The 16,686-nt window shown below is 35.9% G+C and carries 17 protein-coding genes and 1 riboswitch; all 17 genes read left to right on the forward strand.

Annotated features, from left to right (window positions below):
- Positions 1-72 precede the first annotated feature (72 nt).
- Positions 73-3,618: a chromosome segregation protein SMC gene (gene smc, locus Q7U95_RS00405; protein WP_308751297.1), complete on the forward strand. Its 3,546-nt coding sequence runs from the start codon at positions 73-75 to the stop codon at positions 3,616-3,618.
- Between the two features lie 16 nt (positions 3,619-3,634).
- The gene (gene ftsY, locus Q7U95_RS00410; RefSeq protein WP_308751298.1) at positions 3,635-4,534 is read left to right on the forward strand and encodes a signal recognition particle-docking protein FtsY; all 900 of its coding nucleotides are present in this window, start codon (positions 3,635-3,637) and stop codon (positions 4,532-4,534) included.
- Positions 4,535-4,616: 82 nt separating this feature from the next.
- Entirely contained in the window at positions 4,617-5,960 is a 1,344-nt protein-coding gene (gene ffh / locus Q7U95_RS00415) for a signal recognition particle protein (RefSeq protein ID WP_308751299.1), read from the forward strand.
- Between the two features lie 14 nt (positions 5,961-5,974).
- Complete coding sequence (gene rpsP, locus Q7U95_RS00420) at positions 5,975-6,244, forward strand: 30S ribosomal protein S16 (protein WP_308751300.1); 270 nt, start codon at positions 5,975-5,977, stop codon at positions 6,242-6,244.
- 11 nt (positions 6,245-6,255) lie between these two features.
- Entirely contained in the window at positions 6,256-6,486 is a 231-nt protein-coding gene (locus Q7U95_RS00425; RefSeq protein WP_308751301.1) for a KH domain-containing protein, read from the forward strand.
- Positions 6,487-6,515: 29 nt separating this feature from the next.
- Entirely contained in the window at positions 6,516-7,028 is a 513-nt protein-coding gene (gene rimM / locus Q7U95_RS00430) for a ribosome maturation factor RimM (protein WP_308751302.1), read from the forward strand.
- Positions 7,029-7,034: 6 nt separating this feature from the next.
- A complete protein-coding gene (trmD, locus tag Q7U95_RS00435) occupies positions 7,035-7,784 on the forward strand; it encodes a tRNA (guanosine(37)-N1)-methyltransferase TrmD (RefSeq protein WP_308751303.1) in 750 nt (249 codons plus the stop codon).
- 63 nt (positions 7,785-7,847) lie between these two features.
- Positions 7,848-8,195, forward strand: coding sequence for a 50S ribosomal protein L19 (gene rplS, locus Q7U95_RS00440; RefSeq protein ID WP_308751304.1), 348 nt, complete (start codon positions 7,848-7,850; stop codon positions 8,193-8,195).
- Between the two features lie 353 nt (positions 8,196-8,548).
- Entirely contained in the window at positions 8,549-9,223 is a 675-nt protein-coding gene (locus Q7U95_RS00445) for a ribonuclease HII (RefSeq protein ID WP_308751305.1), read from the forward strand.
- Between the two features lie 55 nt (positions 9,224-9,278).
- Entirely contained in the window at positions 9,279-9,623 is a 345-nt protein-coding gene (locus tag Q7U95_RS00450) for a YraN family protein (RefSeq protein ID WP_308751306.1), read from the forward strand.
- 14 nt (positions 9,624-9,637) lie between these two features.
- Entirely contained in the window at positions 9,638-11,176 is a 1,539-nt protein-coding gene (locus Q7U95_RS00455) for a YifB family Mg chelatase-like AAA ATPase (RefSeq protein ID WP_308751307.1), read from the forward strand.
- A gap of 17 nt (positions 11,177-11,193) precedes the next feature.
- The gene (gene dprA / locus Q7U95_RS00460) at positions 11,194-12,270 is read left to right on the forward strand and encodes a DNA-processing protein DprA (protein WP_308751308.1); all 1,077 of its coding nucleotides are present in this window, start codon (positions 11,194-11,196) and stop codon (positions 12,268-12,270) included.
- A 58-nt stretch (positions 12,271-12,328) separates the two neighbouring features.
- Positions 12,329-13,213 (forward strand): site-specific tyrosine recombinase XerD, encoded by an 885-nt coding sequence (gene xerD, locus Q7U95_RS00465; protein ID WP_308751309.1) that lies wholly within the window; start codon positions 12,329-12,331, stop codon positions 13,211-13,213.
- 20 nt (positions 13,214-13,233) lie between these two features.
- A complete protein-coding gene (gene whiG, locus Q7U95_RS00470) occupies positions 13,234-14,028 on the forward strand; it encodes an RNA polymerase sigma factor WhiG (protein WP_308751310.1) in 795 nt (264 codons plus the stop codon).
- A gap of 102 nt (positions 14,029-14,130) precedes the next feature.
- Positions 14,131-14,230: riboswitch (SAM riboswitch) on the forward strand.
- A gap of 107 nt (positions 14,231-14,337) precedes the next feature.
- Entirely contained in the window at positions 14,338-15,540 is a 1,203-nt protein-coding gene (metK, locus tag Q7U95_RS00475) for a methionine adenosyltransferase (protein WP_308751311.1), read from the forward strand.
- Between the two features lie 324 nt (positions 15,541-15,864).
- The gene (locus Q7U95_RS00480; protein ID WP_308751312.1) at positions 15,865-16,218 is read left to right on the forward strand and encodes a hypothetical protein; all 354 of its coding nucleotides are present in this window, start codon (positions 15,865-15,867) and stop codon (positions 16,216-16,218) included.
- 64 nt (positions 16,219-16,282) lie between these two features.
- The gene (locus tag Q7U95_RS00485; RefSeq protein ID WP_308751313.1) at positions 16,283-16,675 is read left to right on the forward strand and encodes a winged helix-turn-helix domain-containing protein; all 393 of its coding nucleotides are present in this window, start codon (positions 16,283-16,285) and stop codon (positions 16,673-16,675) included.
- Positions 16,676-16,686: the final 11 nt, after the last annotated feature.

A 16,686-nucleotide genomic window follows, 5' to 3' on the forward strand; every position in this document is an offset into this window, starting at 1 on the left:
ATCTCGTTATTATTTAATTTTTGCAGAAGTGTCATTATGTAAAAATAGTTTGAGATTAAAGGAGGAAGATATTTGTATCTTAAATCTCTTTCCATCAGGGGTTTTAAATCATTTGCCGATAAAACAACATTAAAATTTGAACCAGGAATTACAGTTATTGTTGGGCCAAATGGTAGCGGAAAAAGTAATATAAGTGATGCTATTTTATGGGTTTTAGGTGAGCAAAGCCCAAGGTCTTTACGTGGCGCTGCAATGGAAGATGTAATATTTACCGGGAGCTCGACACGTCCGCTACTTGGTATTGCAGAAGTTTCATTAACTCTTGATAACACAGATAAGCAGCTTCCAATTGAGTTTTCCGAGGTAACAATAACACGCAGAATGTCACGTTCAGGAGAGAGTGATTATTTTATTAATGGTTCTATCTGCAGACTTCTCGATGTTCAAGATTTATTGTCCGATTCAGGTTTGGGAAGACAAACTTACTGTATTGTAAGCCAGGGGAAGATTGAAGAAATATTAAACAGTAAACCTGAGGAAAAAAGACTTTTGATAGAAGAGGTTGCAGGTGTTTTAAAACATAGAAAAAGAAAAGAAAGAGCTATACGAAAGCTTCAGGCGATGGACCAAAATCTTTTAAGAATTCGCGACGTGCTTCGAGAAGTTGAGCGGCAACTTCGGCCCCTTCAAAAACAAGCCTCTGAAGCAGAAAAGTTCTTAAAATTATCACACCAGCTAAAAGACCTGAATATTGCTTTAGCTGCTACAGAGCTTAAAAAATTTCAAGACGATTGGAAAAGCGTAGCCAATGAAGATAATTGTTTAAACAACGAACTGACTGCTTTACGGAAAAGATTAAAGGATAAAAAAGAAGAAATTAATAAAATTCAGTTAGATCTTGAAGAAAAAGGCGACTACGTAGGCGATATTGGCGAATACCGACACAGGCTAAAAGGGATTATTGAAAGACTTAATACGGGGCTCTTGCTTTTGGAAGAGAAGGGTAAGCATCTTATTGAAAAAATGAGTGATATTAGAGGGCAAATTTACCAGGACGAGAGGCACAAAAACAACAAGTCTAAAGAGTTGGATGAAGTTATCTCTAGAATAAGCGAGATTAAGAAAGATATTGATGACGTTAGTGGTAAAATTATTCAAATAAAAAAAAGCAATGAGATATGGCAAAAAAATACAGAACAAACAGATAAAAAATTAATTGATTTTAAAAAGAAAAACGGTGAGAAAAATAAGCAGTTAGAAAGCAATGAGAAAGAAATCAAGGTTTTATCGGATTCACTTAACGCAAGTAAAATGGAAGACAAGTTTGTCATAGAAAAAGTAGCGGTTTTAGAAAACGAAAAGAACACTTTATTTAAGAGTTTGGAAAAAAAGGAAAAAGAAAAAGTTTCAATTGAATCTAAACTAACCGAATTAAATAATTTTCTTCATGAAACCGAAAACAGGGCTTCAAATTGTTTAGTTAATTTAAATGACCTTGAATCTCAGCTTAAAGAAAGAGAAGGGGATATTTACAAGATAAAAACAAAAATTTCCGCCTTAGAGGAAGTTGAAAAAAAATTAATTGGCTACCCGGAAAGTGTAACCTGGCTAATTCTTGAAAAAGAGACTTCAGGTTTAAACGGAATAGTGGGGGACCTGCTTGATATCGATAAAAGATACGAAAAAGCAATTGAGTCAGCGTTAAGTGAAAACATGTATGGTGTAATTGCAAATGATATTAGCGTAGCCAAGGATGTTATTAATGTTTTAAATCAGTCCGAGCAAGATATCGTTTCCATAATCCCTTTAAAAGGTTTTAAACGAGCCCCTGTGTCGCTGACTGGAGATTTTAAAGCAATTTCAGCGATGGATGTTGTTAAGTACCCAAAAAAGATAGAATCTGCGGTTCAAGCAATTTTAGGAAATGTGTTTATAGTTGACAATTTGGATATTGCAATAGATGCAGTCGAAAAATACTCTAACAACTCTCTGTTTGTTACTTTGTCTGGTGAAGTTGTTTCCCCTAAAGGAATAATAAAAGGTGGGAATCCACCTCGCACAACCCCACTTTACCGCAAAAGGATTTTAGCAGAATTAAAAAAAGACGAAAAAACTTTAGCAAACAGCTTAACGAAGATGAAGAAGAAAATACAACAGTCTCAATTAGACCTTGAATTGGCTGTTAATGAGAAAGGCAATCTCATAGAAGAGGTGCGGCTAGTAAAAGACAAAAGGCAAAATATGGTTAGCGATTTGTTGTATTTAAAAGAACTAATTACGAAGAAGACAAAAGAGATGGAAGATCTTTTATTTCAAAATGAGCAAGCGAAAAAGAAGATTTCTTTTGATATGAAAAAAATTGAGGTTTTGAAGGACAAAAATAAGTTGCTAAAGAAAGAAATTGCTGTTATTGAGTCCTCTATTAAAAAAGCAGAGGCCGATAAACAAAAGTACTTTGTTGAGAAAAATAAGCTTAGCAATGAACATGCAAGATTTAGAACTGAGAAAGAATCATTTTTAGAGCAGTTAACTTTTATTGAAAAACAATGCAAGGTTATTGTAGACGATATCAATGAATTTAATCAAACTCTTGAATCAAAGAATAAAACCGTTAAAATTATGGAGAATCTAAGGGAGCGGATTCAACCTCTTCACGAACTGTTTGTAACTTTATTTAACGAGGCTAAAAAATGGGATAAAAAACTTGAATCTCTTGTGCTTGACGAAAAAATGGATACTAAAAAATTACGTGAAAAATACAAGTTATTACAAACTGAAGTTATTCCATTAAGCAATGAAATTGATATTACTCAAAACAGAATTAAAGAAATTGAGGTTGAATGTGCTGAACTTAAACTCAAAATTACCGGATCAACCGATAAGATTGTTAATGAATATAATATCTCGCTGAAAAAAGCCTTAAAAGCTTGCCGGGAGAATTTAAATAAAAAAGAATGTAAAGAAAAAATAGAAAAAATTGAAGCAAAACTGGCAAGTTTGGGACCGACAAACCAAATTGCCGTTAGAGAATACTCAGCGCTTGAGGATAGGCATAAGTTCTTAAAAGACCAAATTTCTGACTTAAAAAAAAGTGGAAAAGCACTTGAAAGAGTAGTTAAAATAATTGAACAAAAAATGAAAGACAGATTTTTAGAAACCTTTAATGAGGTGAATGACAGCTTTCAAAATATTTTTTCATATCTTTTTTCGGGAGGAAGAGCCAGGCTTTTATTGACTGATGAAGAAAATCATCTAACAACGGGTGTCGAAATTGAAGTGCATCCTATGGGCAAACATCTTCAAAGGATGACTCTTTTATCCGGAGGGGAAAAATCGCTAGTTGCATTAACGCTTCTATTCGCGATTTATCACACGAAACCAAGTCCATTTTATCTGCTTGATGAAGTGGAGCCTGCTTTGGATGATGTCAATTTACAGCGTTTTATCGCTCTTCTTGATAAAGAGAAGAGCGATACGCAATTTTTAATAATTACTCATCAAAGAAGAACCATGGAGGTAGCGGATTGTCTTTATGGTGTTACCATGCAGGCAGATGGTGTTTCAAAACTTGTTTCTCAAAAAATGAATGATTTTGAAAGAGAAAACAAAGTTAGTTAAAGGATGGGAGAATTAAGTGTTCAACAAATTAAAAAACGGCTTAAAAAAGAGCAGAGAGGGCTTGCTGGGACAATTTACCGGCCTGTTTAGCCGGGCTTCAATTGATGAGAATTTTTGGGAAAATATAGAGGAAGCACTAATCCGAGCCGATATAGGAATCGGAGCAACTACAAAAATTCTAAATGAACTAAAAAATCAGGCTAAAAAACTAAATATAAAAAACCCGGAAGAATTGAAGGACTTATTTAAAAGAGAAATAGTAAAAATTTTAACTGTAAAGAATGATGGTGTTATAAATAAAGGCTCTTTAAATATTTTGCTCCTTGTTGGGGTAAATGGGGTTGGAAAAACCACCACCTTGGCTAAGATGGCAAACAAATTTATTAATTCCGGAGATAAAGTAATTTTTGCCGCAGCTGATACTTTTAGAGCAGCTGCAATTGAGCAGCTGCAAGAATGGGGAACACGATTGGGCGTAGACGTTATTAAGCACCAAAGAGGCGGCGATCCGGCGGCAGTTGTGTTCGATGCAATAAGTGCGGCGCGGGCCAGGGAAGCCGATATTGTTTTAGTTGATACAGCTGGAAGATTACATACTAACATTAACTTAATGGAAGAGTTAAAAAAGATAAAAAAAGTTACCTTGAGAGAGGCTTCTGATGGCACAGTTAAGACAGTTTTAGTTATGGATGCTACAACTGGCCAGAATGGAATCTCGCAAGCTAAACTTTTTAATGATGCTCTTGACCTTGATGCCATAATATTGACAAAGTTGGATGGTACCGCTAAAGGTGGTATAGTTGTAGCTATAGAAGAGGAACTTAATATTCCAATTTGGTTTATAGGGGTGGGAGAAAAACCTGAAGATTTGCAAGATTTTAATCCTCAAGAGTTTGTAGATGCCTTCTTTGAATAAATAATTTTGTTTGACAGACACCTTATCCTTTTGTAATATTTCAAGTTTGATAGCCAGGTAATTTTAATTTTTAGGAGAGTTAATGTTTGAAAGTTTATCCGCGAAATTGCAGAACATATTTTATAAATTAAAAACACATGGACGGCTTAATGAAAAACAAGTTGAAGAAGCTTTAAGAGAGATTAAGCTTGCTCTTTTGGAAGCAGATGTAAACTTTAAAGTCGTTAAAGACCTAATTGCAAAAATTAAAGAACGAGCTGTTGGGACTGAGGTTATGAAGAGTTTAGCTCCCGGCCAACAAGTTATTAAAATTGTTAATGAGGAGTTAACGGAGTTAATGGGTGGAGTACCTAGCAAAATTACTTTTGCCTCAAAATCGCCCACGATATATATGCTGGTTGGGCTTCAGGGTTCTGGAAAAACTACTTCGGCTGCAAAATTAGCCAGTTATTTAAAGAATATGGGTAAAATCCCCTTTCTTGTGGCTGCCGACATTTATCGTCCTGCGGCCATTGACCAATTAGAGAGTTTAAGCAAAGAACTGGGTGTTTTGGTTTATTCTGATAAAAAAAGTCGTAAATGTGAGGAAATTGCTCGTTCCGGTATAAAACAGGGAATTGCTCAGGGCAGTGATGTAATCATAATTGATACGGCCGGAAGACTTCACATTGATGATGGAATGATGGAAGAATTAAAAACCGTAAAAAAGACAGTGCGTCCACATCAAATATTGCTTGTTGTTGATGCTATGACAGGCCAAGATGCTGTAAATATTGCCGTATCTTTTCAAGAAAAGATAGATTTTGACGGATTAATTTTAACAAAACTTGACGGCGATGCCCGAGGTGGAGCAGCCCTTTCCATAAGAGCGGTAACGGGCAAGCCTATAAAATTTGTAAGTTTAGGAGAAAAACTTGATAGTCTTCAAACTTTTTATCCTGATAGAATGGCAAGCAGGATTTTAGGCATGGGCGACGTTCTTACTTTAATTGAAAAGGCGGAGACGACTTTTAATGAGGAAGAGGCCGCATCCCTAGCTGAAAAAATTCGAAAACAGGAATTTACCTTGGACGATTTTTTATCTCAAATACAGCAAATTAAAAACATGGGCTCTTTTGACCAAGTTTTGAGTATGTTGCCAAAATCTCCGGGATTGCCCAAGAATGCACTTAGTGGGCTTAATGAGAAGCAAATTAAGAAAGTAGAAGCAATAATAAAATCAATGACTTTAGATGAGCGAAGAAATCCAAAAATAATGAGTGGAAGCAGGCGGTTGAGAGTTGCCAATGGAAGCGGGACAAACACTAGAGAAGTGAATCGATTATTAAAACAGTTCAACGAAACAAAAAAAATGATGAAACAATTTAGTAATTTTGGTTCTCGTGCTAAAATTGGTAAAAAAATATTGCCCTTTTTCAATGTTTAAAAGGAGGTGAAGATTTGTCAGTTAAACTAAGACTAACTAGAGCAGGAAGCAAAAAAAAGCCCTTTTATAGAATTGTAGCAGCTGATTCCAGAATGCCACGAGATGGCAGATTTATTGAAATCGTTGGTCGTTATAATCCTAGAAACGAGCCATCTTTAATAGAGTTAAATAAAGATAAGGCGTTGAAATGGCTTTCTCAAGGCGCGCAACCTACCAATACAGTCGAAAAACTTTTGAATATTACGGGGATTCGCGAGGAATTCGAAAACAGTAAGTCCAAGTAGGGGGTATTGTGATGAAAGAATTGTTAGAGATTCTTGCTAAAGCTCTTGTTGATAAACCGGAAGAAGTAAAAGTAAGCCAAATAGAAGGTGAAAAATCTGTGATATTACAGTTACGGGTTGCTCCTGATGATATAGGCAAGGTTATCGGAAAAGAAGGGCGAATTGCTAAAGCGTTGAGAACGGTAATTAAGGCGTCTGCAACAAAAGAAGGCAAGAAAGCAATGGTTGAGATATTAGATTAGGAAAACGAATTTTTGGTTAAGGGGAGCCATTGAAACCAACCTTTTTAACAATTGGCAAAATTGTTGGGGCGCATGGGTTAAGAGGCGAAGTAAAAATTTTAAGTCTTACAGATTTTCCTGCTCGTTTTAAAGCAGGTTTATCAGTTTATATTTATCCACCGTCACCTGAAATCGACAAGTTAAAAATCGAATGGACCAAAGGGACCTCTAAAAATATTATCCTTAAATTTAATGGGGTAGATAATCGTAAAGACGCGGAGAAGCTTAAAGGGTTATTGCTCCAAGTTTTAGAGGAAAATGCGTGCTCTCTTCCAAAAGGGACATATTGGCAACATGAAATAATCGGACTAAAGGTTATAACTTTAAATAAGAAATTTATTGGTTATATAACCGAAATAATAAAAACCGGCAGCAATGATGTTTATGTTGTCAAATTTAAAGGCAAAGAAAAATTTATTCCTGCCATTAAAGATGTTGTCAAGGAGATCGATTTAAAGAATAAGCGAATGGTGATAGAGCCGTTAGAAGGCTTATTGGAGTGACTGAAATTGCAAATTGATATAATCACCATCTTTCCTGAAATTTTTAACTGTGCATTGAGTGCCGGAATTATCCCAATAGCTCTTAAAAAAAATATTTTAAAAGTTAACGTTCATAATCTCCGCGATTTTACACATGACAAACACAAACAGGTTGATGATGTGCCATACGGCGGTGGTCCTGGGATGGTTATGAAACCAGAGGCCTTTTTCGAGGCCGTTCAAGCAATTGCAGGGTGCAATTTAAACGATTTAAAGAGATTTTGCAGAGTTATTTTATTTACCCCACAGGGCGTAACCTTAAAACAAAAGAAAATTGTGGAATTTTCCAAAGAGAAAAGGTTGATTTTGCTTTGTCCTCGTTATGAGGGGATAGATGAGCGTGTGCGGGAGAATTTAGTAACCGATGAAGTTTCAATAGGCGATTTTATAGTTTCCGGTGGTGAATTACCTGCAATGATTTTTATGGACGCGGTGACTCGTTTGTTGCCGGGTGTTTTGGGAAGCGAGATGTCACTTAAAGAAGAGTCTTTTACCGATGGACTATTGGAATATCCCCAGTACACTCGCCCAAATAACTTTATGGGACTTAATGTCCCACAAATTTTATTGAGCGGCAATCATGCAGAGATTGCTAAATGGCGAAGGAAAAAATCATTGGAAAGAACACTAAAGAAACGTTCAGATCTTTTGGAAAAAGTGGTTTTAACTGAAGATGATAAAAAATTGTTAAGTGAGATAAAGAAAGAAAACTTATAAAATGTTGACATGAAAACCAACGGTTGTGTTATAATTTTTTTTTATGATTTTGAGGAGGTAGAAATGGCGAACATAATTGAATCTTTAGAGAATGAACAAATGCGTACTGATTTGCCAAATGTTCGAGTTGGTGACACAGTTAATGTTCACGTTAAAATAGCTGAGGGCGGGAAAGAAAGAATCCAGGTTTTTAAAGGGATAGTAATTCGTAAGCAAAAAGGCAAATCTAGAGAAACCTTTACAGTGAGAAAAATTTCTTTTGGCGTAGGGGTGGAAAAAACATTTCCTGTTCACTCTCCAAAAATTGTAAAAATTGAATCGTTAAGCAAAGGGCACGTTCGTCGCTCCAAATTGTATTATTTGCGAAACAGGATAGGTAAGCGTGCTAGATTAAAAGAAAAAAGAATGTAATTTGTAAGTCAGAATAGACGTTTAAAAACGAATAGATGTTTAAAAAGAACTCGAAATTAGCCAAATTAGGTAGAGTTCTTTTTTATTTTTAGTTAAAGTTTTTTCATAAGTTATAATGTTGAATTTTTATAGACAATGAGCCAATTAGAAAAACTTATGATTTAAAGAAGAGAACATGAGTAATTATAGTTTCGTTAAAAATGAGAGTATTTTGGGAAGCGCGTTTGTTATTTATTGACCATTTTATACGGTAAATTTGATATATTAATATTGCATCGATTTTCAGAAGGACGTTTTTGATATATATCGAATTATCATAATTAATAAGGGAACAAAAGTAATAACCAAAAGAGATGGACAATTCTCAATTTAGCAACTACGAAACGGACAGAGGAATGCCTGAAAACTTTAACGAACTTTTCAAATTCGAAAAACAATTACAGAAAGAAGAATTTTCACTAATAGCTGGTGCGGACGAAGTAGGCCGGGGTTGTATGGCCGGGCCATTGGTGGCCGCAGCAGTTATCCTACCCAAGGACGTTTATATTCCAAATCTTAAAGAGAGCAAACAACTTTCTCATAAGAAAAGAGTGCTCTTTTTTAATGAGATTAAAAAAATTGCAATTGCTACAAGTATAATCATTGTTCAACCAGAAGAAATAGATAGATTCGGTGTTCATAAAGCGAACTTAAAAGCTCTCGGACAAGCTATTTTAAGTTTAAATCCGGAGCCCGAGTATTCGTTAATTGACGGTTTTTCACCTCTTGGTTTAAACGGTTCTTTTCTTGTACTTAAAAAAGGGGATGAAAGAAGTATTTCAATTGCGGCTGCTTCAATTATTGCAAAAGTTACAAGAGACGAGCTCATGTGTGAGTATCATGAAAAGTATCCAAACTACGGATTTGATCGGCATAAAGGTTATTGCACCAAAGAACACTTAAACGCCATAATGAATTATGGGCTTTGCGATATACATCGAAAATCTTTTGCTCCTGTTCGGAGAGTTATCCTTCAACGCAGAGCATAAGGGTATTACGGGTTTGCCTGTGGGACTCCATAAACAAATTTCAAAAGGAGGATTTTTGAGCTTTCTGGGCAATAAAGGGGAAAAATTGGCTTGCCGGTATCTTAAGCGTAAAGGATATAATATCTTACAATGCAACTATCGCTGCAAAATTGGCGAGATAGATATAATTGCTCAAAAGAACGAGTATTTAATCTTTATCGAAGTTAAGACGCGTTCAAGCCGAGAATTTGGTGAACCTTTTGAGGCGGTAACAATTTACAAGCAAGAACGTTTGCGGCGTCTTGCTGAAAGCTATATAGTCAATAATCAAGATGATAAATTAAACTATCGTTTTGATGTAATTTCTATCCTTTTTGAAGACAAGAAACCTGCAATTGAACATATTGAAAATGCATTTTAAGGAGAGGGGCAACATTGTTAGCAAAAATTGAGAGTTGTTCGGTTCTAGGAATGGAAGCTATGTCAATCAATGTCGAAGTAGATATTTCAAAGGGATTGCCTGCCTTCAGTATTGTTGGATTGCCTGACACAGCTATACAAGAATCGCGTGAGAGAGTAAGGGCCGGAATTGCAAATTCCGAATTCGAATTTCCATTAAAAAGAATAACCGTAAATTTAGCCCCAGCTGACATTCGAAAAGAAGGTCCTTCTTTTGATTTACCTATTGCCTTAGGGATTTTATCAGCAACAAAGCAACTTTCAAGTGAGAAATTATCGGATTATTTATTTGTCGGAGAACTTTCTTTGACTGGCAAAATAAGGCCCGTAAATGGTGTTTTATCGATGGCTCTTTGTGCAAGAGAGGAAAAAAAGAAAGGGCTTATCGTACCAAAAGAAAACGCGAAAGAAGCAGCCTTAATTAAAGAGCTTGAGGTAATTCCCGTTTCATCATTGCGTGAAGTTGTTGATTATTTTTCCGGCAAAAAAGAAATTGTACCCATGAATGAAGATTTTGATGAATTTTTCAAAAGTTCTTTACAGTACGAATTAGATTTTTCTGATATTAAAGGACAAGAGCAAGCTAAACGGGCTCTCGAAATTGCAGCCGCAGGTGGCCATAACGTTTTAATGATTGGGCCGCCTGGTTCGGGCAAAACTATGCTGGCCAAAAGAATGCCCAGCATAATGCCGAACATGACTTTTGAAGAAGCAATTGATGTAACTAAAATTTATAGTGTTGCCGGAGCGCTCTTGTCAAAACAGGCATTAGTGGCCACGCGGCCGTTTAGGTCGCCTCATCATACAATTTCTACGGCAGGATTAGTAGGAGGGGGACAATATCCCCGCCCGGGGGAGATAAGCTTAAGCCATAACGGAGTCTTGTTTCTTGATGAATTTCCAGAGTTTAGTAGAAATGCTCTCGAAGTTTTACGTCAACCCTTAGAAGATGGCCTGGTAACTATTTCACGTGCGTCATCTACTCTGACTTTTCCGGCAAGTTTTATGTTAGTGGCGGCCATGAACCCTTGCAGGTGCGGATATTTAGGCGATAAGGTGAGAGAATGTAAGTGTTTACCTTCTCATATTAGACAGTATGTCGGAAAAATATCAGGGCCATTATTAGACAGAATTGACATTCAAATTGAAGTTCCTCGTCTTACAAAAAAAGAGCTTGTCCAAACTTTGGCTGGCGAATCATCAGAAAAAATTAGAAGGCGAGTTCAAAAGGCACGTGAGCGTCAACAAGTGCGTGCTGGAAAGACAAACATCACATGTAACGCTCAAATGAACCCTCGTATTATAAAAAACCATTGTAAGCCCTCAGACGCAGCGCAGGATTTTTTAGAAAATGCAATTGATAAATTAGGTTTAAGCGGTCGGGCTTACGATAAAGTTTTAAAAGTAAGTAAGACTATTGCTGATTTAGCGGGGGAAGAAATGATTGAAATTGAGCACCTGGCAGAAGCATTGCAGTACAGAAGTTTTGATAATATAACCAACTATTATAGTTAATTTTAGAGGACAATGAGATGGAAAAAAAATATTGGCTTGGATTAAAACTTATGCCTGTGTTGGATTCGAGGGTTTCAAAAGTAATAGATTATTTTGGAACAGCAGAAGAAGTTTGGTCGGCCAAAAGTAGTGATTTTCTTAAGATAGAGGGGATAAATCTTAAAGTAGCAGAGGCAATAATAAAAGAGAGAGCAGAAGTTGATTTGGATTTTTGGTGGCAAAAATATAAAAATTTGGGAATTGATATTTTAACAATTTTTGATAAAGACTATCCCGCGCTACTTAAAGAAATACACAGTCCGCCACCTGTTCTTTTTTTTAAGGGTAATTTAATAAAAAGTTATTCGCAAGCTGTGGCTGTAGTTGGTTCAAGACGTGCTTCTGCTTATGGGAGAGCGTTTGCCGAAGAGCTGGCTTCAAATCTTTCAGAAATGGGCATAACTGTAGTGAGCGGGGTTGCGAGAGGGATCGATAGTGCGGCGCACAGAGGAGCCCTAAGGGGCAAAGGGAGCACGATTGGGGTTTTAGGGTGCGGGCTCGATGTTGTTTATCCATCTGAAAACAAATTAATTTATGAAGCCATCTCTAAACAAGGTAGTTTAATTTCGGAATATCGAATTAAAACTAAACCTTTAAAATGGAATTTTCCAGCAAGAAATCGAATAATTAGCGGACTAACGCGCGGGATAGTTGTGGTCGAGGCGTCTGAAAAAAGCGGCGCCTTAATAACTGCTGATTTTGCTTTAGAACAAGGTAGAGAAGTTTTTGCTGTTCCGGGAAATCCGAAAAATAATTTAGCTCGGGGTCCGCATAAGCTATTAAAAAGTGGGGCTTGCCTAATTGAAAGCGCAGAGGATATTGTTGAAGCATTAGGTTTAAATTATGTTTTAACTCCAAAAACAAAATCTGTTAAAGAACTTAGTGAAAAAGAAGAGAAGGTTCTGGGCTATATAGGTTGGGATCTAAAGCATATTGATGAGATAACAAGAGAGTTGGGTTTAAGTTCTTCTGAGGCAGCAATTGCGCTTACAACGTTGGAAATAAAGGGTTTCGTTAAACACGATATTGGGAAGAACTATCTTAGAATTTCGTGAGATCAGTTGTTAGACCGATACATGACAGTTGACATCAATTCCAAAAAATTGGGAGCTTATGAACAAATTAATTGATACTTTTTTACAATATCTTTCCGCAGAAAGAAATATGTCGAGGCACACGATAAGTGCTTACGAGGCCGATTTAAAACAATTTTTGAGCTATCTACAAAGAGGAGGGCTTTCAATAAAGCAGGTTAATTATCTTTCTTTAAGAAAATATTTAGCCTATTTACAAACCTTAGGTTACGCTAGAACAAGTATTGCTCGCAAGCTTACTGCGGTTCGTTCACTTTTTGGGTTTCTTCAACGAGAGGGTTTGGTACAATCTAATCCGGCACCTTTAATTTCTTATCCAAAACTAAATAAAAAACTTCCTAAGTCACTACGCATGGAAGTAATAGAGATTCTTTTAAATGCACCTAATAGAAATAAATCTTTTGGGCAAAGGGACAAAGCCTTGTTAGAGATTCTCTATGGAACAGGAGTAAGGGTAAGTGAACTGGTTGGGTTAGATGTTGATGATGTTAATTTTAGTCAGCAAGAAATTAGGGTATTTGGTAAAGGAAGAAAAGAAAGAGTGGTTCCCATTAATCAAACAGCGCTAAACTCTGTCAAATATTATTTATCAAATGGAAGAAAGGAACTTTTAAAAAACAAGGAGAAGAAGGCACTTCTTTTAAATCGGTTAGGAGAGAGATTATCGGATGGAGCAGTAAGGCGAATTTTAAAAAAATATGTTAAACAAACTGGGGTTGAAATTGGGATAACTCCTCATGTTTTGCGGCACACGTTTGCAACGCATCTTTTAGAATCTGGAGCTGACTTGCGTTCAATTCAAGAGCTTTTGGGTCATGTTGATTTATCATCTACTCAAATTTATACTCAATTAAGCAAAGCTAAGTTAAAAGAGATTTATTTACAAACTCACCCAAGAGCTTAAATTTTAAATGGAGGGGTACGGTGGAAAAAAAAGAAAATTCTGCCATAGATGAAATTTGGTTTAAATATAAAGAAGAAAAGTCTCGAGACATTAAAGATAAATTAGTCTTAAATTATGCACCATTAGTTAAATATGTTGCTGGACGTGTTTCTATGGGTCTACCTCGAAATATTGAGAAAGCTGATCTTATAAGTTATGGAATGTTTGGGCTTATAGATGCCATTGAAAAATTTGACCCCACAAAAAATATTAAATTTGAAACATATGCTATCTCGCGAATTAGAGGAGCAATGATTGATGAGCTGCGTTCAATTGACTGGGTTCCCCGCTCAGTTAGACGTAAAGAAAAACAACTTGAAAAAATATACATTGACCTCGAAAACAAATTTAAACGTATGCCAACGGATGAAGAAGTTGCCGAAGAGATGGGGTTTTCGGTAAAAGATTTGCATGATACTTACACCCAGCTAAGCTATACTTCACAGATTGCTTTAGAAGAATTCTGGCATATTGATGGAACGAAAGATGACCAAGTAAATTTAATTAACACATTAAAAGATACTAAAAGCAACGACCCCCTAAAGGTGCTTGAATTAGAAGAACTCAAACAAGTTTTAACCAAAGTTATTGAGGGTTTACCTAAAAGAGAAAAAACAATTATTGCTCTTTATTATTATGAAGGATTGACCTTAAAAGAGATTGGTGAAGTTATGAGGGTTACTGAATCTAGAATATCTCAAATTCACACAAAAACCATAATACGATTGAAGGCACATTTAAAAGACACACTACCCCTTCTCCACCAAGATGAATAATTAATTCTTATCTGTTTTTCCTATGTTTCCGGGATTGTTTTATCTCCTGCCCAGCTTGACTGTTTGTAAAAAATTTGGTACTGTTTTTTAAGTTAAAAAGAACTCTTATCTAGAGAGGTGGAGGGACCGGCCCTGTGAAACCTCGGCAACCTACTCAATGAGTGTGGTGCCAATTCCTACAGAGGAACCTGAGAGATAAGAGGGAATTAAAAATTTGTAGAATTTATACAAATTGACAAAACCCTCTTTTTCTTTTGGAAAAGAGGGTTTTTTAGTTAAAAAAATAAAAAAAACTGAGGGGAGATTTAAATGAAGAAAAGGCATTATTTATTTACTTCGGAATCAGTAACAGAAGGGCATCCTGATAAATTAGCAGATCAAATCTCAGATGCTATTTTAGATGGTATTATTTCCTCCGACCCGATGGCCAGAGTAGCTTGTGAAACATTTTTAACTACCGGCTTAGTTGTCGTAGGCGGTGAGATTACAACAAATACTTATGTAGAAATTCCGGAAATAGTTAGGAATACAATAAAAGAGGTAGGTTATACAAGAGCTAAATATGGATTTGATGGCGATACTTGTGGCATTATGGTGACAATTGACCCCCAATCACCCGATATAGCACAAGGGGTGAATTGTGCTTATGAAGAGAGAGTCGGGAAAGCTAACGATAATAACTTAAACGATGTTGGAGCAGGGGACCAAGGCATGATGGTTGGATATGCGTGCAAGGAAACCCCAGAGCTTATGCCTATGCCAATCATGCTTGCTCATAAACTTGCGCATAGGTTAGCAGAAGTTAGAAAGTCTAAAATACTTCCTTATTTAAGACCTGATGGTAAAACTCAAGTAACTATGGAGTACGAAGACGGGAAGCCGCTTATGGTTAACACGGTTGTTATAGCTGCTCAGCATCGACCAGATGTTGAAGTGGACACAATTTTAACACCGGACATAATTGACCATGTATTAAAACCTGTCATACCTGAAGATTATATTGATTACGACAACGTTAAGATTTTTATCAATCCTACCGGAAAATTTGTATTGGGTGGCCCCTCTGCAGATACAGGATTAACTGGAAGAAAAATTATAGTTGACACATATGGTGGAGCAGCAAGGACAGGTGGAGGTTGTTTTTCCGGTAAAGACCCAACCAAAGTGGATAGGTCCGGTCATTACATGGCTCGTTATATAGCAAAGAATATAGTGGCAGCGGAGTTGGCCGACAAATGTGAGGTTCAATTGGCGTACGCTATTGGGGTTGCACGTCCTGTGTCAATTATGGCTGAGTGTTTTGGAACTGCTAAAATTGATCCCAATAAAATTGAGGAACTAATAGGTGAATATTTTGATTGTCGACCGGCTGCAATAATAAATAAATTTGATTTAAGAAGGCCAATTTACAAAAAAACAGCATGCTATGGTCACTTCGGGCGGAACGATAAGGATTTTGCGTGGGAAAAAACCGACATGGCCGATGTTTTAAGGAAAGAAGCCAATTTATAAACACAATAACCTGGCTAGTGGAACTATATACTTAGATTAAGTTAGGTAAACTTATATGCGAGTGAAAACCTTAAGCTAAACAAAGAAGGCTTAATTTAATGAATATATCTTGAGCTCTTTTGAAGTTTTTGGTGAAAAATCTCCTTTTAATGTAAAAAGGCCGGACTGAAAAAGTTGCAAAAAATTCAAACCGGCTTCAATGATGTTTTTAACGTGGGGCTTAAAAAGAATTGATGGCCTTATTGTTAATAATATAAACATTTTTCTTATAATTTGCTAAACTTGAGGTTAATAGGGGATGTAAAAGAATGAAAGGAGTATAAAGTGTTTAAGGGTAAAGAATCAAAAACAGTTACTAAAAATTCAAAAGCTACAATCAATAAAACTTTTGTTGGCCAACAACCAAAAATTTTCAATCGCGAGAAGCAAGAATATGCTCAGTTAATGAAATTTATAGCTATATCAAAACAAATTATCGATGAAAATTTCAGTGTTGATAAAATAGCAGAAAAAGTTTATCAATGGCTAAAAAAATATTATAAAAATAAAGAGAAAGTGCTTTTAAAATTAAACAATCAAGAACAAAAAATTCTTTTAAATAATCTAAAAAAATCGGATTCAGAAGAATGTAAAAGATTGGCGTCAATAATCGAAATTGAAACGCGAATATCCAAATAAATCATCGACGCCTTGTTTCCACAAAGCATTATATTGTGATATGAACTTTTTTGGGGAGGTTTCAATGAATGTTGCAGAAGAGCTTTTAGGCTCGAAAGTTAGGGCTAAATTGCTTGAAGTTATATTTTTAAATCCTGAAACACATTATTACGGCAGACTTTTACAGAAAATTACCGGCTTAGATCATAAAGCGATATGGAGAGAGTTAAATATACTTGAGAAAACAGGTGTTATAAAATCGGAGAATGATGGCCGATTAAAAAGATATAGCGTAGTTTCTTTTCATGGTTCAGAAGATCTTGCAAATTTTATACTTAAATCAAGTGGCAAATTAAGGACAACAAAGAAACGATTACAAAGTGGAGCAAAGGTAAAAACTAATAAGACTCAAGGGGAGCTACCTATAAAATCCCCCAAAAAAATAAAACAACTCACATTTGAATTAAATAAGGTTTAACCGAAAGTTTA

The sequence above is a fragment of the Candidatus Oleimmundimicrobium sp. genome (assembly GCF_030651595.1).
Classification (GTDB): Bacteria; Actinomycetota; Aquicultoria; order UBA3085; family Oleimmundimicrobiaceae; genus JAUSCH01.